17 protein-coding genes are annotated in these 19186 nt (G+C 71.8%); 8 read left to right on the top strand and 9 right to left on the bottom strand.

The features are described from left to right. Window positions 1-10 precede the first annotated feature (10 nt). The 4 genes from panC to bla form a co-directional block, all read right to left on the bottom strand. The gene (gene panC / locus ASG32_RS29845; RefSeq protein ID WP_056533511.1) at window positions 11-859 is read right to left on the bottom strand and encodes a pantoate--beta-alanine ligase; all 849 of its coding nucleotides are present in this window, start codon (window positions 857-859) and stop codon (window positions 11-13) included. Window positions 860-955: 96 nt separating this feature from the next. Further along, window positions 956-1312: a hypothetical protein gene (locus ASG32_RS29840; protein WP_020094302.1), complete on the bottom strand. Its 357-nt coding sequence runs from the start codon at window positions 1310-1312 to the stop codon at window positions 956-958. A gap of 78 nt (window positions 1313-1390) precedes the next feature. Continuing rightward, a complete protein-coding gene (locus ASG32_RS29835) occupies window positions 1391-1900 on the bottom strand; it encodes an aminoacyl-tRNA deacylase (protein WP_056533509.1) in 510 nt (169 codons plus the stop codon). Between the two features lie 11 nt (window positions 1901-1911). Next, on the bottom strand, window positions 1912-2814 hold the full coding sequence (bla, locus tag ASG32_RS29830; RefSeq protein ID WP_056533506.1) for a class A beta-lactamase: 903 nt from the start codon (window positions 2812-2814) through the stop codon (window positions 1912-1914). Window positions 2815-2936: 122 nt separating this feature from the next. Between bla and mnmE the strand changes: the two genes are divergently transcribed. Next, window positions 2937-4262 (top strand): tRNA uridine-5-carboxymethylaminomethyl(34) synthesis GTPase MnmE, encoded by a 1326-nt coding sequence (gene mnmE / locus ASG32_RS29825; RefSeq protein ID WP_056533504.1) that lies wholly within the window; start codon window positions 2937-2939, stop codon window positions 4260-4262. A gap of 50 nt (window positions 4263-4312) precedes the next feature. On the opposite strand, the gene ASG32_RS29820 is transcribed toward mnmE, so the two are convergent. Both ASG32_RS29820 and ASG32_RS29815 read right to left on the bottom strand, forming a co-directional pair. Further along, a complete protein-coding gene (locus ASG32_RS29820) occupies window positions 4313-4792 on the bottom strand; it encodes a hypothetical protein (protein WP_056533502.1) in 480 nt (159 codons plus the stop codon). Window positions 4793-4910: 118 nt separating this feature from the next. Beyond that, complete coding sequence (locus tag ASG32_RS29815; protein ID WP_056533501.1) at window positions 4911-6533, bottom strand: ABC-F family ATP-binding cassette domain-containing protein; 1623 nt, start codon at window positions 6531-6533, stop codon at window positions 4911-4913. Between the two features lie 195 nt (window positions 6534-6728). Between ASG32_RS29815 and ASG32_RS29810 the strand changes: the two genes are divergently transcribed. Then, the gene (locus tag ASG32_RS29810; RefSeq protein ID WP_020094308.1) at window positions 6729-6989 is read left to right on the top strand and encodes a hypothetical protein; all 261 of its coding nucleotides are present in this window, start codon (window positions 6729-6731) and stop codon (window positions 6987-6989) included. Between the two features lie 147 nt (window positions 6990-7136). On the opposite strand, the gene ASG32_RS29805 is transcribed toward ASG32_RS29810, so the two are convergent. Continuing rightward, window positions 7137-8048 (bottom strand): neutral zinc metallopeptidase, encoded by a 912-nt coding sequence (locus ASG32_RS29805; protein WP_056533500.1) that lies wholly within the window; start codon window positions 8046-8048, stop codon window positions 7137-7139. 155 nt (window positions 8049-8203) lie between these two features. Continuing rightward, entirely contained in the window at window positions 8204-9109 is a 906-nt protein-coding gene (locus tag ASG32_RS29800) for a uracil-DNA glycosylase (RefSeq protein ID WP_082558113.1), read from the bottom strand. A 237-nt stretch (window positions 9110-9346) separates the two neighbouring features. On the opposite strand from ASG32_RS29800, the gene ASG32_RS29795 reads away from it, so the two are divergent. From ASG32_RS29795 to ASG32_RS29780, 4 genes are all read left to right on the top strand, one after another. Further along, window positions 9347-11020 carry an electron transfer flavoprotein-ubiquinone oxidoreductase gene (locus ASG32_RS29795; RefSeq protein WP_056533498.1) on the top strand — a complete coding sequence of 558 codons (1674 nt, stop codon included), beginning with the start codon at window positions 9347-9349 and terminating at the stop codon, window positions 11018-11020. Window positions 11021-11206: 186 nt separating this feature from the next. Then, window positions 11207-13075 carry a tetratricopeptide repeat protein gene (locus tag ASG32_RS29790; protein WP_020094312.1) on the top strand — a complete coding sequence of 623 codons (1869 nt, stop codon included), beginning with the start codon at window positions 11207-11209 and terminating at the stop codon, window positions 13073-13075. Between the two features lie 223 nt (window positions 13076-13298). Next, window positions 13299-14258, top strand: coding sequence for an OmpA family protein (locus tag ASG32_RS29785; RefSeq protein WP_056533809.1), 960 nt, complete (start codon window positions 13299-13301; stop codon window positions 14256-14258). Between the two features lie 260 nt (window positions 14259-14518). Beyond that, the gene (locus ASG32_RS29780) at window positions 14519-16192 is read left to right on the top strand and encodes a formate--tetrahydrofolate ligase (RefSeq protein WP_056533496.1); all 1674 of its coding nucleotides are present in this window, start codon (window positions 14519-14521) and stop codon (window positions 16190-16192) included. Between the two features lie 154 nt (window positions 16193-16346). Here the strand turns inward: ASG32_RS29780 and ASG32_RS29775 are convergent, their stop codons facing one another. Beyond that, window positions 16347-17714, bottom strand: coding sequence for an 8-oxoguanine deaminase (locus ASG32_RS29775; protein WP_056533494.1), 1368 nt, complete (start codon window positions 17712-17714; stop codon window positions 16347-16349). 215 nt (window positions 17715-17929) lie between these two features. On the opposite strand from ASG32_RS29775, the gene ASG32_RS29770 reads away from it, so the two are divergent. Together ASG32_RS29770 and ASG32_RS29765 are read left to right on the top strand one after the other, a co-directional pair. Continuing rightward, window positions 17930-18457 (top strand): MarR family transcriptional regulator, encoded by a 528-nt coding sequence (locus ASG32_RS29770; RefSeq protein WP_020094317.1) that lies wholly within the window; start codon window positions 17930-17932, stop codon window positions 18455-18457. Next, a complete protein-coding gene (locus ASG32_RS29765; RefSeq protein ID WP_020094318.1) occupies window positions 18454-19161 on the top strand; it encodes a response regulator in 708 nt (235 codons plus the stop codon). Before ASG32_RS29770 ends, ASG32_RS29765 begins: the two co-directional genes overlap by 4 nt. Window positions 19162-19186: the final 25 nt, after the last annotated feature.

Below are 19186 nucleotides of genomic sequence, written 5' to 3'. Positions count from 1 at the left end.
CGGCGCCGGCCTAGACGGCGCGATTGTCGATCAGCCGGGTCCGGCCCAGGAAGGCCGCGGCGATGACGCGGGCCGGGCCGTCGACCCGCTCCACCGGCACCAGGGTCCGGGCATCGCAGACCGCGAGGTACTGGACGCGGAACCCCGCCGCCTCCAGCGCCGCCCGCCCGGCGGCGATCCGGCCGGCCACCGGGGTGCCGTTGCGGGAGGCGGAGGCGATCTCGGCCAGGACGGCCTGGAGCTTCGGGGCGACAGCGCGCTCCTCGGCCGAGAGGTAGCGGTTGCGCGACGACAGCGCGAGGCCGTCGGGCTCGCGCACGGTCGGCACGCCGCGGATCTCCACCGCGAGGTCGAGATCCGCGGCCACCTGCTGGAGCACGCGGAGCTGCTGGAAGTCCTTCTCGCCGAACAGGGCGACGTCCGGCCGGACCTGGTTGAGGAGCTTGGTCACCACCGTGGCGACGCCGGCGAAATGGCCGGGCCGGAACGGCCCGCACAGCCCCTCGGTCAGGCCCGCGACCTCGATCCGGGTGGCGAAGCCCGGCGGGTACATGGTCTCGGCGCCGGGCGTCCAGGCGGCGTCCGCGCCGGCCCCCGCCAGCAGGGCCAGATCCGCGTCGAGGTCGCGGGGGTAGCGGGCGAAATCCTCGTTCGGGCCGAACTGGGTCGGATTGACGAAGATGCTGGCCACGGTCCGGCGGCCGATCCGCCGCGCCTCGGCCACGAGGGCGAGGTGCCCGTCGTGCAGGGCGCCCATGGTCGGGATCAGGACGACGCGCTCGCCCGCCGCGCGCCACGCGGCCACGCATCCGCGCAGGGCTGCGAGGTCGCGGAAGGACTGGAAGGTCGACTCGGACACGGCACGGGCTCCGGGGGAGGGCAGGGCCGGTCTAGAGCATGATGCGGGGCGGTGGAATCCGGCAGTCGACGCCGGACCGCGCCGTCGCGGTCGGCGTCAGGGGCAGTAGGGCAGGAGGGAGCGCCCGAAGGGGTCGTCCACGCCCAGCGGCGGCGTGAAGCCGTAATAGCTCGGATGCCCCAGGCCGTACTCGGAGCCGACGTAGCTCGGATCGTCCGGGGCGTTGGTCGGCACGGGCACCCGCCGGGGCGTGCAGCCCACCGGCACGCGACGGGACCGGACCGCGTAGACCGGCCGACGGTCGAGGCCGTCGTTGCGCGGGAAGAAGCGGGGGCTGCCGCCCACGCCCGCCTCGGCGCCGTAGCGGACGTCGAGATCGGCCGCCCGGCCCGGTACCGCGAGCAGCAGGACGAGTCCGAGCGCCGTCACCGCCCTGCGCGCCGTCTCCCGCATGCCGCCCCTGCGCCGCCTTCGTCTCTGTCGGAAGGCGACACCGTGCGACGGCAGAGTAAACGAGTGATTACCGCGGGATCACGTCAGCGACACGACGAGGGCGTCCATAACGGCGGCCAGATCGCCCTCGGTCAGCCGGATCTGCAAGCCGCGGCCGCCGCCGTTGACGTGGATCTCGGCCGCCGGCTCGGTCAGGGATCCGGCGTCGATCGCGGTCGGGAAGGACCGCTTCTGTCCGAGCGGGCTGATCCCGCCGACATGGTAGCCGGTCAGCCGCTCGGCATCGGCCGGCTTGAGCATGGACGCGGCCTTGCCCGAGAAGGCGGCGGCGACCCGCTTCATCGACACCTCCCTGTCGGAGGCCACGAGCAGGCAGACTGTCCGTCCGTCCACCGACGCCATCAAGGTCTTCAGCACGCGTCCCGGGTCCACCCCGAGTGCTTCCGCGGCCTGCAGGCCGATGCGCGGCGCGTCCGGATCGTACGCGTAGACGTGGAGGCTGTACCGGATGCCGGCCTTGTCGAGGGCGAGCGTCGCGCGGGTCGTCTTGGAAAGTGTCTTGTTGGGTGTCTTGGCGGCTGTCTTCATGGTTCGTCCGGTCAGGTCGAATGGGCGCGCGCGGCGATGAGACGGCCGATCTCCGCGTAGGCCGCCGCGCAGGTGTCGGGGGAAGCGGTCGATTGCGTGACGTAGACCGCCGCGAGGATCGGGGCGCGCCCCGGCGGCCGGAGGATCGCCACGTCGTTGACGGTGCCGTTGTCGCCGCTCCCGGTCTTGTCGCCCGCGATCCAGTCGGGCGGCAGGCCAGCCCGCAGGCGCTTCCGGCCGGTCTCGCAGGCGACCATCCAGGCCTCCAGCCGGGCGCGCGAGTCCGTCGACAGGACGGTTCCGAGGAGGACACGGCCCAGGGTCGCCCGCATGGCGTCCGGCGTGGTCGTGTCGCGCGGGTCGCCGGGCAGTGCGGTGTTGAGAGTCGGCTCGGTCCGGTCGAGGCGGGTGACAGGATCGCCGGTGGTCCGCAACCACGCGGTCAGCGCCTCTGGGCCGCCGAGATCCGCCAGGAGCAGGTTGGCGGCCGTGTTGTCGCTCCAGATCAGCGTGGCCGCGCACAGGTCCGCGACGCTCATCCGCCCGGTCCCGGCGCCGGCCTCCAGCGCCTTCCGGGTCACGGGCGCGTAGCTCAGGAGGTCCCCGGCCCCGTAGCTGACGACCCGGTCGAGGGTCTCGCGGCCGGCATCGACCCGCGCCAGGACCGCCGCCACCGCCAGCGCCTTGAAGGTGCTGCACATCGGGAAGCGCGCGTCGGCGCGGTAGGCGGCGAGGACGCGGTCCGCCGAGGCGGCCGCGATCCCGAGGCGGCCGCCGAGCCGGTGCTCGATGGCGGCCCAGTCCGGCTCGGCCTCCGCGGCGCGCGCGGGCAGGACCGGGGACGCGGGGAGGGCGGCGGCGAGGGGCGCGGCGAGCAGGCCGAGGCCGACGGCGCGGCGGTTCCAGACGATCATGGCGGATCCCCGTTCGAGATCGCGACGGCGCAAGCGGGCGCGGCGCGTCGGCGCCGGGATGGTATAGGGCGGCCGCGATTGTTTCACGTGAAACTCCGCCCCTCGCGCGGCCCTGTGGGACCATGATCGATACTGACACCCTCTTCGCGCCGGCCAGCGGCTTCGGCCGGGCCGCCGTCGCGGTGATCCGCATCAGCGGCCCGGCCGCGCGCGACGCGCTCGTCGCCCTGGGCGGACGCCTGCCGCCGCCCCGCCGGCTGTCGCTGCGGAGCCTCCGTGATCCCCACGACGGCACCGAGCTCGACCGGGCGCTGGTGGCGTGGTTTCCCGGGCCCGACACCTACAGCGGCGAGGATATGGCCGAGCTGCACCTGCACGGCGGCGCGGCCGTGCGGATGCGCGTCCTCGCCACCCTCGCCCGCCTCCCGGGCTGCCGGGCCGCCGAGCCCGGGGCTTTCACCCGGCGGGCCGTCCTCAACGGGCGGATGGATCTCGCCGAGGCGGAGGCCGTCGCCGACCTGATCGACGCGGAGACCGAGGGCCAGCGCCGGCAGGCCCTGCGCCAGCTCGACGGCGCGCTCAGCCGGCAGGTGGCCGCGTGGCGCGCGGAGGCGATCGACTGCCTCGCCGCCGCGGAGGCCGCGCTGGACTTCGCCGACGAGGGGGACGTGGACGATGCCGGGCTCGACGCGGCGCTGCTCGACCGCGCCGCCCGCCTGCGCGACGCGATCGCCGCGGCGCTGCGCGACGGCCAGCGCGGTGAGCGCCTTCGTGACGGGTTCACGGTGGTGCTGGCGGGGGCTCCCAACAGCGGGAAATCGACCCTGCTGAACGCGCTGAGCCGGCGGGACGTGGCCATTGTGTCGGACAGCCCGGGGACGACCCGCGACGCCATCGAGGTGCGGCTCGACCTCGGCGGCCTGCCGGTCCTGCTGGTCGACACGGCCGGGCTCCGCGAGACCGCGGAGCCGATCGAGGCGGCGGGGATCGTGCGGACGCGGGCGCGGATCGACACGGCCGATCTCGTGGTCGCCCTCAAGCCCCCCGGCAGCGCGGTCCCGGATCTCGGGCCGGCGCGGGGCCCGGTCCTGACCGTGCGTACCAAAGCCGATCTTTTTGCCGGCTCAGAACAGGAGGGTGATCCGGTGGACGTGACGGTCTCGGCCCATACCGGCGCCGGCATGGACGCCCTGCTCGATGCGATCCAGGCCGCGGCCGAGGACGGTCTCGGCACCGGCGACGCGCTCATCACCCGCGCCCGGCACAGGGCCGCGCTGGAGGCCTGCATCGGCCATCTCGATCGCGTTTCGGGGAGTGCGGGCGGTCTCCCGGAGCTGGCCGCGGAGGATCTGCGGCTCGCGGTGCGGGCGCTCGGCGCGGTCGCGGGCCATGTCGGCGTCGAGGACGTTCTCGACCGGCTGTTCAGCGGGTTCTGCATCGGGAAATAGATTTAAAGCCGGCAACCAATCGGGCTGGAATCGGGCCCGACGCGGCTTCGCTACTGGGGGATCCGCAGGATCCGCGGCCGCCAGATCCCGAGCGCCACGTTCGCGGTCGCGACCGCCAGCAGGACCCAGAGGGTGCCGCGCTCGCCGGTCAGCGAGACGGCCAGCACCGCGGGGTCGACGAGGCCCGCCAGCGCGCGGGCACTCTGCTCCGCCTCCTGCTTCATCGGGCCCTGGACGTAGACCAGCCCGCCCTCGAACATCAGGACGCCGGTGGCGAGCTTCACCCACGCCCATCCGGCGTTGAGGAAGGCGCGGTTCAGCGCCATCGCCAGCAGGCCCGACATCAGCGTCACCGCCAGGGCGGGCAGGAAGATCCAGGTGGCGACGGCGCCCATCGCGCCCCGCATCGCCGCGTAGCCCGTCAGGGCGGACGGCGCGGGCGACAGGCTCAGCATGACGACCAGGGACGCCATGGCGCCCAGCAGCCCCGCGGACCCCATCGTGTGGAGGAATTTCAGCAGGCGTCGCACGGCGTCTCACCCGGGCCGTTTCGGCGCAGCCTAGCGCGGGGCGTCGGGGGGCGATAGCGGCGCGCCGGTCGCAGGGCTCCCGGCCGGAACGCGGCGCCCGCGAGGACGGAGCGGACCGTCAGCTCCGGAGGCCCGGCGCCTCCTGGCCGGTGCGGGCCACGTACTCGGTGTAGCCGCCGCCGTACTGGTGGATCCCCTCCGGCGTGACCTCGAGGACCCGGTTCGAGAGGGCGGCCAGGAAGTGCCGGTCGTGGGACACGAACAGCATCGTCCCCTCGTAATTGGCCAGCGCCTCGATCAGCATCTCCTTGGTGCCCATGTCGAGGTGGTTGGTCGGCTCGTCGAGCACCAGGAAGTTCGGCGGGTCGTAGAGCATCAGCGCCATGACCAGCCGGGCCTTCTCGCCGCCCGAGAGCACCCGGCAGCGCTTCTCGACGTCGTCGCCCGAGAAGCCGAAGCAGCCGGCCAGCGCCCGCAGCGACCCCTGGCCGGCCTGCGGGAAGGAATCCTCCAGGGTCTGGAACACCGTGCGGTCGCCGTCGAGCAGGTCCATGGCGTGCTGGGCGAAGTAGCCGAGCTTGACGCTGCCGCCGACCGTGACCGAGCCGTCGTCGGGCGCGGTGGTGCCGGTGACGAGCTTGAGCAGCGTCGACTTGCCGGCGCCGTTGATGCCCATCACGCACCAGCGCTCCTTGCGCCGCACCGAGAAGTCGAGTCCCTCGTAGATCGTGCGGCTGCCGTAGCGCTTGTTCACGCCCTTGAGCATCACGACGTCGTCGCCCGAGCGCGGTGCCGGCTGGAACTCGAAGGCCACCGATTGCCGCCGCCGGGGCGGCTCGACGCGCTCGATCTTGTCGAGCTTCTTCACCCGGCTCTGCACCTGGGCGGCGTGGGAGGCCCGCGCCTTGAACCGCTCGATGAAGGCGATCTCCTTCGCCAGCATCGCCTGCTGGCGCTCGTACTGCGCCTGGGCCTGCGCCTCGTTGAGCTTCCGCTGGCCCTCGTAGAAGGCGTAGTCGCCCGAGTAGGTGGTGAGCGCGCCGGCGTCGATCTCGATGATCTTGGTGACGATGCGGTTCATGAACTCGCGGTCGTGCGAGGTCATCAGCAGGGCGCCGTCGTAGGCCTTCAGGAACGATTCGAGCCAGATCAGGCTCTCGATGTCGAGGTGGTTGGACGGCTCGTCGAGGAGCATCACGTCCGGGCGCATCAGCAGGATCCGCGCGAGCGCGACGCGCATCTTCCAGCCGCCCGAGAGGGCGCCGACGTCGCCGTCCATCATCTCCTGGCTGAAGCTCAGCCCGTCGAGCACCTCGCGGGCCCGGCCCTCCAGCGCGTAGCCGTCGAGCTCCTCGAACCGGGCCTGGACCTCACCGTAGCGCTCGATCAGGGCGTCCATCTCGTCGGCGCGGTCCGGGTCGGCGAGCGCCGCGCCGAGCTCGGCGAGCTCGGTCGCGACCGCGCTCACGGGGCCGGCGCCGTCCATCACCTCGGTGACGACGCTGCGGCCGGACATCTCGCCGACATCCTGGCTGAAGTAGCCGATGGTGATGCCCCGGTCGGCGGCGACCTGCCCCTCATCGGGCTGCTCCTGGCCGATGATCATCCGGAACAGCGTGGTCTTGCCGGCCCCGTTCGGGCCGACCAGGCCGACCTTCTCGCCCCGCTGGAGGGCGGCCGAGGCCTCGATGAAGACGAGCTGCCGCCCGTTCTGCTTGGTGATCTTGTCCAGGCGTATCATGGCGGCGGGCGCTGTCCGGGAGGTCGCTGTCCGGAAGGTGTCCGGGAGTATCCCGGCCGCTTACGGCATCGGCCGACGCGGCGCAAAGGCAGGGTGCCGCAGTGCGGGATAACGCTTGCGTCCGGCGCAGGCCTGGGCGCATCCCGGGACCCGGGATGAGGCTCGGCCGTTGCCCTGGGCAACATGAGGATCGCGATGCTGTTCGGTTGGTGGATGACGGGCATGGACATGGCCATGCTGGGGCTGGAGGCGCAGGGCGTCATCGCGCAGCGCATGGCGATGTTCGCCCTCGGCGGCCCGGCGGCCCAGGCCGAGGCGCAGCTCATGGTGACCGAGAAGATGCTGGCTGCCGGCGAGGCGGCCCTCATGCTCGCCGCAGGCGCCTCGAACGGCAAGGTGATCCGCAGCTACCGGCGGAAGGTCCAGGCCAACGCCCGGCGTCTGAGCCGGGGGTGAGGCGCATGGCCGCCGGATCTCCGCGCGCCGTCAGTGCGAGCGCAGCGAAGCAATCCAGCGGTGCCACATCCGGCGACGTCACGTTACCCTGGGTCGCTTCGCTGCGCTCGCGATGACGGGGGCGGCTCGTGAAGCCGCGATCCGCCTTCAGTTATTGGCCGTCCGGAACGTGTCGCAGGACTTGGTCTGGCCGCTCTTGTAGCCGGCCATGAACCAGCGCTGGCGCTGGGCTGAGGAGCCGTGGGTGAAGGAATCCGGCACCACGTAGCCCCGCGAGCGCTGCTGGAGCGCGTCGTCGCCGATCTGCGCGGCGGCGTTCAGCGCTTCGTCGATGTCGCCCTGCTCGAGCTCGGCGTACTTGTCATTGGAGTTCTTGGCCCAGACGCCGGCGAGGCAGTCGGCCATCAGCTCGATCCGCACCGAGAGGGCGTTCGCCTCGGTCTTGCTGGAGGCCTGCTGCTGGCGCTGCTGGACCTTGCCGAGGATGCCGAGCACGTCCTGGACGTGGTGGCCGACCTCGTGGGCGATGACGTACGCGTAGGCGAAGTCGCCCTTCACGCCGAACTTCGAGGCCATCTCCTTGAAGAAGCCCGTGTCGAGATAGACCTTCTTGTCCAGCGGGCAGTAGAACGGGCCCATCGCCGCCTGGGCCGAGCCGCAGCCGGAGCGCGTGCCGCCGGTGTAGAGCACCAGCGTCGTCGGGGTGTACTGCTTGCCGGTCTGCTGCGGGAGGATCTGGCTCCACACGTCCTCGGTGTTGCCGAGGATCTTGGACGCGAACCGGCCGCTGTCGTCGGTCGGGGCCTGGCGCCGCTTGGCCTGGGTCTGCGGGTCGACCTGCTCCTGCTGGCTGCGGCCGCCGCCGCCGATCTGCTGGGCCCCGCCGATCAGGATCGCCGGGTTGATGCCCGTAAAGTAGCTGATAATCAGCAGCACCACGATGGTGCCGATGCCGAGCCCGCCGGCGCCGCCGCCGGGAAAGCCCATGCCGCCACCGCCGCCGCCCTCGCCCCGGCGATCCTCGACGTTGTCGGAGCTGCGTAGATCTTCCCAGCGCATGGTTGGGTCCCGCCATCGGTGCTGCGCCGGCCGCCTCGGGCGGGCCGGGATTGGCTGTGCGTCGTCGTGTCCGGCCGATGGCGCGCCAGCAGCGGGAACGAAGCTCTAATGGCGGGAGGGGAGAGCCGGTTCCGTCACTCCGGTCAAGCTCGCGGTCAAGCTTTCCCGTCGAGGAGGGCGCGCAGGGACCGGAAGTCCCGCCACGCGAGGCGCTTCTGGACCGGCTGGCGCAGCAGGAAGGCGGGGTGGAGGGTGGCGAGCAGCTTCACCTCGCGGTTCGGCAACTTGTACGGGAAGAGGCGGCCTCGGGTCCGCAGGATGCCGTCCTTGGTGCCGGTCAGCGTCTGGGTCGCGGGCGCGCCGAGGCAGACGATGATGTCCGGGTCGACGAGTTCGATCTGGCGCTCCACGAAGGGCCGGCACACCGCCACCTCCTGGGGGGTCGGGTTGCGGTTGCCCGGCGGCCGCCAGGGCACGATGTTGCCGATATAGGCGCTCGTTCGGTCGAGCCCGACCGCCTTCATCATCTTGTCGAGGAGCTGGCCCGAGCGGCCCATGAACGGCTTGCCGATCCGGTCCTCGTCGGCGCCGGGCGCCTCGCCGAGAAACATCACCCGCGCCTCGGGATTGCCGTCGGCGAAGACGAGGTTCTTCGCCGTGAAGCGCAGCGGGCAGGCGTCGAAATCCGCGAGAATCCGCTCGAGCTCGTCGAGGGACTTGGCCTGCCGGGCCCGGGCGCGGGCGTCGCTCGCGGCCTCGTCGGGCTGGGCGCTGGCGGCGCGGCCGAAGGTGCGCGGCGCCGCGGTGGGCGCGGCCGTGCTCGGGGGCGCCGATCCGGGGGGCGGCACGAGCGTGTTGGCGACCGGGCTGACCGGCTGCTCGGCGGCCCGGGGGGGCGCCCGGCGCGGCGCGCGCAAGGTAGGCGCGGGCGTGTCGGCCTCGTTGAAGCGGTCGTGCGGCTGCTCGTCGAGCGCCGCGTCGGCCCCGGCCTCCACGTGGAAGTCGAGATAGGCGATCAGGTCGGCTTGCGCGTCGGTGGGGCTCGGCATGGGACTCAGCATGTGGGATCGCCGGGGCCTGTGGACAACTCGCCGAATCGCTCCGGGTGGCAAGGACTTGCGTGACCGAACAGCGCGGCGCGGCGCAGCGCTGTGACGCCGTCCCCTGCGGCAAAGGGAACTTTGCCTTGAGCTTGAGCGTCGGCAACTTGCCTTTCTAGCTTGGAATCGCTTGAGACGGCATCAGGAAGGCCGGCCCGGCGACGAACCGGGCGCCGGAACAAGAAAAGGAACCCGAGGATGGCGCTGCCCGAACGCGAGAGCATGGATTTCGACGTGGTCGTGGTGGGCGCCGGCCCGGCCGGCCTCGCCACCGCGATCCGCCTGAAGCAGCGCGCCGCCGAAATCGGCGAGGAGATCTCGGTCGTCGTCGTCGAGAAGGGCTCGGAGGTCGGCGCCCACATCCTGTCGGGGGCGGTGATCGACCCGATCGGCCTCGACCGGCTCCTGCCGGAGTGGCGCCAGGACCCGGAGCGGCCGCTCAAGACGGAGGTGCAGCGCGACGAGTTCATGATGCTCACCAAGAACAGCGGCATCACCCTGCCGAACGTGTTCTTCCCCAAGCTCATGTCGAACCACGGCAACTTCGTCGGCTCGCTCTCGAACGTCTGCAAGTACCTCGGCGCCCAGGCGGAGGCGCTCGGCGTCGAGATCTACCCGGGTTTCCCGGCCTCCGAGGTGCTGTTCGACGGCAACGGCGCCGTGGCGGGCGTCGCCACCGGCGATCTCGGCATCGGCCGGTCCGGCGAGCCGCGCGAGGACTACACCCGCGGCATGGAGCTGCGCGCCAAGTACACGGTGTTCGGCGAGGGCGCCCGCGGCAACCTGACCAAGGGTCTGATCCAGCGGTTCGAACTCAACCGGCACAGCGACCACTTCAAGTACGGGCTCGGCGTGAAGGAGCTCTGGCAGCTCGCGCCCGGCAAGTTCGAGCCCGGGCTGGTGCAGCACACGATGGGCTGGCCGCTGCCCAACAAGGCCGGCGGTGGCTCCTGGCTCTACCACTTCGATGACCACCTGCTCTCGGTCGGCTTCGTCACGCACCTGAACTACGAGAACCCGACCCTGTCGCCGTTCGAGGAGTTCCAGCGCTTCAAGACCCACCCGATGATCGCCGAGACGTTCGAGGGCGCCAAGCGCATCGGCTACGGCGCGCGCGCCATCATGGAGGGCGGCTGGCAATCGGTGCCCAAGCTGGTCTTCCCCGGCGGGTGCCTCGTCGGATGCTCGGCCGGCTTCGTGAACGTGCCGCGGATCAAGGGCTCGCACAACGCGGTGCTGTCCGGCATGCAGGCGGCCGACGCCATCGCGGACGCCCTGAAGGCGGGCCGCGCCGGCGACGAGCTCACCGCCTACGAGGCCGGATGGCGCGACAGCCCGATCGGGCAGGACCTGAAGGCGGTGCGCAACGTCAAGCCGCTCTGGTCCAGGTACGGCACGCTGGTCGGCGTCGGGCTCGGCGGGATCGACATGTGGGCGACCAGCATCCTCGGCGCCTCGCCGTTCGGCACGCTGTCCCACGGCAAGCCGGATCACGCCTGCCTCAAGCCGCTCTCGGAGGTGACGCCGATCGTCTACCCGAAGCCGGACGGCAAGCTGACCTTCGACCGGCTCTCCTCGGTCTACCTGTCGAACACCAACCACGAGGAGGACCAGCCGCCCCACCTGAAGGTCCGCGATATGGAGCTGCAGAAGGCGTCCGAGCACGACGTCTACGGCGGTCCTTCGGCCCGCTACTGCCCGGCCGGCGTCTACGAGTGGGTGGAGGATTCTTCAGCCAGCGACGGCGTGCGCTACCAGATCAACGCGCAGAACTGCGTCCACTGCAAGACCTGCGACATCAAGGATCCGAACCAGAACATCGACTGGGTGACGCCGGAGGGTCCGGGCGGGCCGAACTACCCGAACATGTGAGGTCAGCCCTCGGCCGAGGGGCCGAGGACGGGAAGGCGGACGACCCGGGCATCCGCCCCCGCGCCATCCTTTCGCCTTGCGGGGCTGGCGGGATGGGTTCAGTGTCCCCAACGTTTTTTCGGGGATGCCCCGCCATTCTCGCGCCCGGCCCCCGACGGGCCGGCGCCCAGGAGCCGCGATCGGTTCATGATGATGACACGCGCCCGCCGGAGCGTTTCGGCGCTCGCCCTGCTGCTCGCCGCCGGGCTCCCGCAGACCGTGCTCGCCGCGCAGCCGAAGGAATCGACCCCGGTGCTCGACTACGAGCCCGCGGACTCGCTCGAGGGCAACTTCCTCTCCGCCTACATCGCGGGCGCGTCGCGGGACACGGCGGCGGCGGCGACCTTCTACCGCGAGGCGGTGAAGGCCGACCCGCGCAACGCGGAACTCGTCGAGCGCGCCTTCATCTCGCTGCTGGCCGACGGCGCCCTGCCGGACGCGTTCCGCACCGCCGAGAAGCTGATCGCCCGCGATCCGACCAACGGCCTCGCCAACCTCTCCCTCGGGGTGCGCCAGATCAAGGCCGGCCAGTGGGCCGCCGCCCGCCAGAACTTTTCCCGGAGCGGCCGGGGCGCCGCCACGGACCTGACCGCGACGCTGCTCACCGCCTGGTCCTACGCGGGCGCCGGCGACAGCAAGAAGGCGCTGGAGACGGTCAACAAGCTCCGGGGCGAGCGCTACTACAACACCTTCCGGGACTACCATGCCGGCCTGATCGCCTCGGTGACCGGCGACAACGCTGAGGCCGAGCGCCGCCTCAAGGCCGCCTACGACGCCGACCACAACACCCTGCGCATCGTCGACGCCTACGCCCGCATGGAGGCCAGCCTCGGCCGCACCGACCTGGCGATCCAGGCCTATTCCGACTTCGACCAGCTCTCGCCGCGCCACCCGCTGGTGCGCGACGCCCTCGAGAAGCTGAAGGACGGCAAGCCGCTCACGCGGCTGATCGGCACCGCCCAGGAGGGCGCCGCCGAGGTGCTGTACGGGCTGGGCTCCGCCGGCTCGACCCAGGGCGACGAGCTGCCCGCGGTGATCTACCTGCGGCTCGCCCTCTACCTCGCCCCCGACCACGCGCTGGCCCGGCTGACGCTCGCCGACACGCTCGACCGGATGAAGCAGCCCGAGCGCGCCAACGAGGCCTACGCGCAGATCCCGGCCAATTCCCCGCTCAAGCTCAACGCCGACATCCAGATCGGCCTGAACCTGGAGCAGATGGGCAAGGGCGACGAGGCGCTGGCCCATCTCGACGCGGCGATGAAGGCCCACCCGGACGACATCGACGTCATCACGGCGCTGGGCAACGTGCAGCGCGCCCGCAAGAAGTACGAGGAGGCGGCGGCCACCTACACCCGCGCCATCGACCTGATCGGGAACCGGCCGCAATCCAACTACTGGACGACCTACTATTTCCGCGGCACCGCCTACGAGCGCGCCAAGCAGTGGCCGAAGGCCGAGGCCGACCTGAAGAAGGCCCTGTCCCTGGTGCCGGCCAACCAGCCGGCCGCCAAGGCGCAGGTGATGAACTACCTCGGCTATTCCTGGGTCGACCAGAACATCAACATCGACGAGGCGTTCAAGCTGCTGCAGCAGGCCGCCGACGCGAGCCCGCGGGACGGCATGATCGTCGACAGCCTCGGCTGGGCCTATTACCGCCTCGGCCGCTGGGACGACGCGGTGCGCGAGCTGGAGAAGGCGGTCGAGCTGAAGCCCGGCGATCCGACCATCAACGACCACCTCGGCGACGCCTACTGGCGCTCGGGCCGGCGCCTCGAGGGCAAGTTCCAGTGGCAGCACGCCAAGGACCTGAACCCCGAGCCGGACGACCTCACCCAGATCAACGCGAAGTTGAAGGACGGGCTGCCCGACATCGAGAAGCCCACCGCCACCGCCGAGACGGTTCCGGCCCCGGTCGCCGCCCCGCACAATCCCGACAACCCGGAACTCCCGAAGGGCGCCCCCCAGCCGCACGAGGCGCCGGGCTCCGCCGACAAGGCCAAGAAGTCGGGGGGCTAGGCCTCCCGCCAAGTCCCGCCTCGGGGCGGTGCGGCTGCCGCGCCGTCCCGACGATGCGCGGGCCATTTCGGGACGCGAGGCCGCGAGATCCGGCCCGCGCCCGCCGCCCTGTCGCGGCTTCGGGCGCCCGCGCTGCGGCCCGGAGGCCGTAGGTCGAGCGACCTAATTGCCCACCGATCCGCGCCCGCTATCGTCGCGCCTCCGCAACGTTCCGGAGTGCGACGTGAGAGCGCTGAAGCCTGTCTGTGTCCTGCTGGTCCTCGCCTGCGCGGCGTCCGGGATCGGGGCCGATCCCGCGCGGGCGCAGGACGCGGCGGCGGCGGCGAAGGCCTTCGCGCTCGATTCCGTTCCCGTCTCGGCCGCGCCGCTCGGCCGCTTTCCCTACTTCGCGCTGCCCGACGGCTACCAGCCGGTGAACCCGCCCGAGACGCGGGAATTCGGGCATTTCCTGTTCTGGACCGGCGCAGCGCTCCACGAGGTCGAAGGCAAGGTCTTCCAGTCCCTGATCGGTCCCAAGGACGGCAAGACCTACTCCGCCTACGAGCTGAAGAAGAACATCGAGGCCGTGCTGACGCAGGCCGGCGGCCGGAAGATCGCCGACGGCCGGATCCCCAACTCCGTGACGGAGACGCTGCCGGAGGAGATCCGGATCGGGATGTATGAGGGCCTGGGCGACATCTACAACGTGCCCGCCCAGACCTGGGTGATCCGCCGGCCGGACCGGCAGATCTGGGTGCATTTCGTGCCCGACAGCTTCACCGCGGCCTGGACGATCCTCGAGACGAAGCCGTTCGTGCAGACCGCCGCCCTCCTGCCCGCCGAGCGGCTGAAGCAGGATCTCGACAAGACCGGGAAGGCGGTGATCCAGGTCAACTTCGCCACCGACAGGACCGAGATCCTGCCGGCCTCCGCCCCGCAGATCGACGCGGTGGCGGCCCTGCTTCGGACGGATCCCGGCCTGCGGCTCGCGATCAACGGCTACACGGACGGGACCGGGGCCGCCGCGCACAACCAGGCCCTGTCCGACGGCCGTGCCAGAGCGGTGATGGCGAGGCTCGTCGGCGCCGGCATCGCGAAGGACCGGCTGAAGGCCAAGGGCTTCGGTTCAGCCAGCCCGGTCGCCGCCGACGACAGCGAGGCGGGGCGGGCGCAGAACCGGCGCGTCGAGCTGGTCAAGTTCTGAGCGGCGCGGGCACGCGAAGACCCCCGGCGGCCGGGCTCGGACGGACCATCCGGGAGCGCGCCGGCGTCGGAGCGGGGGACAGCGCGATCGACAAGAGTATTTTGTCCGCCAGCTCATAAAAATCGACGCGCATTTTCGCGAGCTTTGACGCACAGTGCGTGGCCGTTCGCGGGCGGCCACGCCGCGTCCCGCCCGGCAGGAGATTCGCACGGCAAGAGCCGGCGGGCGGGCACGTGCCCGCGACCCAGGGAGGAAGGCCCATGCCGTCAGACATCGAGATCGCCCGCGCCGCGACCCTGAAGCCGATCGCGCAGGTCGCCGAGAAGCTCGGCATCCCGGATGACGCGCTCCACAATTACGGCAAGCACATCGCCAAGATCGACCACGGCTACATCGCCGGGCTGGAGAGCCGGAAGCCCGGCAAGCTCGTGCTGGTGACGGCGATCTCCCCGACGCCGGCGGGCGAGGGCAAGACCACCACCACGGTGGGCCTCGGCGACGCCCTGAACCGCATCGGCGAGAAGACCATGATCTGCCTGCGCGAGCCCTCGCTCGGGCCGTGCTTCGGCATGAAGGGCGGCGCCGCTGGCGGCGGCAAGGCGCAGGTCGTGCCGATGGAGCAGATCAACCTGCACTTCACCGGCGACTTCCACGCCATCACGTCGGCCCACAGCCTCGCGGCCGCGCTGATCGACAATCACGTCTACTGGGCGAACGAGCTCAACATCGACGTGCGCCGGATCCACTGGCGCCGCGTCGTCGACATGAACGACCGGGCCCTGCGCGCGATCAACCAGTCGCTCGGCGGCGTCGCCAACGGCTTCCCCCGCGAGGACGGGTTCGACATCACGGTGGCCTCCGAGGTGATGGCGGTGTTCTGCCTCGCGCGTGACCTCGCCGACCTGGAGGAGCGCCTCGGCCGGATCGTCATCGCCGAGACCCGCGACCGCAAGCTCGTCACCCTCAAGGACGTGAAGGCCACCGGCGCCATGACGGTGCTGCTCAAGGACGCCCTGCAGCCGAACCTCGTGCAGACCCTCGAGGGCAACCCGGCGCTGATCCACGGCGGTCCCTTCGCCAACATCGCCCACGGCTGCAACTCGGTGATCGCCACGCGGGCCGGCCTGCGGCTCGCCGACTACACGGTGACGGAGGCCGGCTTCGGCGCCGATCTCGGCGCCGAGAAGTTCCTGGACATCAAGTGCCGGCAGGCGGGCCTGACCCCCTCGGCCGTGGTGGTGGTGGCGACGGTCCGCGCCCTCAAGATGCACGGCGGCGTCGACAAGAAGAACCTCGGGTCCGAGAACATCGACGCCCTGGAGAAGGGTTTCGCCAATCTCGCCCGTCACGTCACCAACCTGCGCGGCTTCGGCCTGCCGGTGGTGGTCGGCGTCAACCACTTCCACGCCGACACCGACGCCGAGCACGCCAAGCTCAAGGACCTGTGCCGCGAGCGGCTCGACGTCGAGGCGATCACCTGCCGCCACTGGGCCGAGGGCGGTGCCGGGGCCGAGGAACTCGCCCGCGCGGTGGTGAAGCTCAGCCAGGCCGAGCCGGCGCCGATCCGCCACGCCTACGAGACCGAGAGCCGGCTCACCGACAAGATCCGGGCGATCGCCACCAAGCTGTACGGCGCCGCCGACATCCAGATCGAGACCAAGGCCGCCGGCAAGCTCGCCACCTTCGAGAAGGACGGCTACGGCCACCTGCCGATCTGCATGGCCAAGACCCAGTACTCCTTCTCCACCGACCCGACCCTGATGGGCGCCCCCGAGGGCCACATCGTCGGCGTGCGCGACGTCCGGCTCTCGGCCGGCGCGGGCTTCGTGGTGGCGATCTGCGGGGAGATCATGACCATGCCGGGCCTGCCCCGGGTGCCGGCCGCCGACACGATCCGGCTCGACGCCAACGGGCAGATCGACGGGCTGTTCTGAGAAACGTCGCGCGGGGCTCGCCCACGGGCGGGCCCCGCCGTTCGTCGTTGCGAGCGGAGCGAAGCAATCCAGGGACACACCGCATCCGGAGATCGCGCGCTGCCCTGGGTCGCTGCGCTCGCGATGACGGAGCGGGTCGGATCAGGGGCCGCCCCTACGCGTCCCCGAACAAGTCCACCGCCAGCCGAGAATGCGCCTCACGCAGCATCCCGGTATCGACCCCGAGCGGCTGCGCGTCGATCACCCGCCAGCGCCCCGCGACCATCACCCGGTCGGCCCGGGTGGCGCCGCACAGGACGAGCGCCGCCAGCGGGTCGTGGGCACCGGAGAAGCGCAGCTCGTCCAGGGTGAACAGGGCGAGGTCCGCCTCGCGGCCCGGCGCGATCCGGCCGATATCGGAGCGGCCGAGGCAGGCGGCCGAGCCCTCGGTCGCCCAGCGCAGGGCGTCGAGATGCGTCACGGCCTCCGCCCCGTAGGTGAGCCGGTTGATCATGAGGGCGTGGCGCACCCCCTCCATCAGGTTCGAGCTGTCGTTCGAGGCCGAGCCGTCGACGCCGAGGCCGACGGGCGCGCCCGCCGCCTCCAGCTCGCAGGTGCGGCAGCGGCCCGAGGCCAGGGTCATGTTCGAGGTCGGGCAGTGGCAGACACCGACGCCGGCCGCGCCGAGCCGCGCGACCTCGGCATCGGTGAAGTGGATGCCGTGCGCGAGCCAGACCCGGTCGCTCAGCCAGCCGACCTCTTCGAGGTACTCCACCGGGCGGCAGCCGAACATCTGCTGGCAATAGGCCTCCTCGTCGCGCGTCTCGCCGAGATGGGTGTGCAGCCGGCACCCGCTGCGGGCGGCGAGCTCCGCGCTCGCGCGCATCAGGCGCTCGGTCACCGAGAAGGGCGAGCAGGGGGCGAGGGCGATCTGCACCATCGCCCCGGGGGCGGGATCGTGGAACAGGTTCAGCACCCGCTCGCAGTCCGAGAGGATCGCGTCGTCGTCCTGGGTCAGGGCCGCGGGCGACAGGCCGCCCGCCCGGTCCGACAGGCTCAGGGAGCCGCGGGTGAGCGCGGCCCGGATCCCGAGGTCGCGGGCCTCCGCGACCTGGATGTCCATCGACGCCTCGAGGCCCTTCGGGAACAGGTAGTGGTGGTCGCCCGCCGTGGTGCAGCCCGAGAGCAGCAGCTCGGTGAAGGCGACCCGCGTGGCGAGCCGGAACGCCTCCGGGGTGATCCGCCCCCAGACCGTGTAGAGCGCCTCCAGCCAGGGAAAGAGCGGCTTGTTGAGCGCCAGCGGATGGGCGCGGGTCAGCGTCTGGAAGGCGTGGTGGTGGGTGTTGATCAGCCCCGGGATGACCACGTGGCGCGACGCGTCGAAGGTCGCGTCCACGGGCGCGGCGGGCCGCGCGCCCGCCGGCACGCACTCGACGATCCGGGTGCCCGCCACCACGATCCCGCCGCCGGCGCCCTCGGCCAGGACGGCGCGCGGGTCGCGGATCCAGAGGCGTCCCGATCCCGGTTCCCCTGCCTCGGCCATGCGCGTCCGCTCCCGTCGCCCGAGGGCCTGCGTAGCGGAGGCGTCGGACCGGGGGCAATCCCGCGGGTACACGCTTGAGGATCCGGGGCGGTCGGCGCCCCGGGCGCCCCGGCCAGGGTTGACGGGCCCCGGCCGCCTTGAGAAACGTCATGGGGACTGACCTATCACCCGTTGGGAGCGGCCGCGCCGTGACACGGACAGCCCCGCGCGAGGAGATGTTCGCGCCGAAACCCGTCCCGGGCGCCGCGCCGGCCGCCCTCGGCAGCGACGACCTGATCGAGCTCCTGTTCTTCGCCTACCGGGATTTCGTCGGCGATCCGGACAGGATCCTGGCCGATTACGGGTTCGGCCGCGCCCATCACCGGGTGCTGCACTTCGTCGACCGGTACCCGGGCCTGACGATCGCCGAGCTCCTCGACATCCTGCGCATCACCAAGCAGAGCCTGAACCGGGTGCTCAAGGACCTGATCGGGCAGGGCTACGTCGCGCAGAAGCCCGGTTCCAGCGACCGGCGCCAGCGCCTCCTGTACTGCACCGAGGCCGGCGCCGGGCTCGCGGCCGACCTGACGCGGGTCCAGGCCCGCCGCCTCGCCCGGGCGCTCGCGGCGCCGGATGCCCGGGGCTCCCCGGAGGACTTCCTGATGGCGATGATCGAGCCGGAGGACCGGCCGGCGGTCCAGCGCCTGATGGCGCGGCGCGGGGGCGGGGCCGAGGGGCAGGTCGACGCGGAGGAGCCCGCGTGAGCCACGCCGCCCGGTCCGACCTGCCCGACGAGGCGCCCCACGTCCTCGTGGTCGACGACGACCGCCGCCTGCGCGAATTGCTCGCCCGCTACCTCACCGACCAGGGCTTCCGGGTCACTGCGGCGGCGAGCGCCGCGGAGGCGCGCGCCCGGGCCCAGAGCGTCGTGTTCGACGCCATGGTGCTCGACGTGATGATGCCCGGCGAGAACGGCTTCGACTACGCGCGCAGCGTCCGCGAGACCTCGCGCGTGCCGATCCTGATGCTCACGGCCCGCTCCAACCCGAACGACCGGGTGATGGGGCTGGAGATCGGCGCGGACGATTACCTGCCGAAGCCGTTCGAGCCGCGGGAGCTGACGCTGCGGCTCAACAACATCATCAAGCGCAGCGTGCGGCCCCGCGCGGCCTCCGCCGAGGCCGTGACCTTCGGGCCCTTCGCGTTCCGGATCGACCGGGGCGAGCTGCGCCGGGACGACGAGCTGATCCGCATCACCGAGCGCGAGCGCGAGATCCTGACGATCCTGGCGACGGCGGGCGGCGCCAATGTCGAGCGCGAGCAGCTCGCCGGTCCGGGCGGCGCGGCGGCGGAGCGCACCGTCGACGTGCAGATCAACCGCCTGCGTCGCAAGACCGAGGTCGATCCCGCCAACCCGGTCTTCCTGCAGACCGTGCGGGGCGTCGGCTACCGGCTCGCGGTGGATTGAGCCGCCCGCGGGCCGCCGCCGGGCG

The sequence above is a fragment of the Methylobacterium sp. Leaf361 genome (assembly GCF_001424445.1).
Taxonomy (GTDB): domain Bacteria; phylum Pseudomonadota; class Alphaproteobacteria; order Rhizobiales; family Beijerinckiaceae; genus Methylobacterium.
Note: the sequence above shows the minus strand (reverse complement) of the source record. Positions and strands in the feature narration are given on the sequence as shown.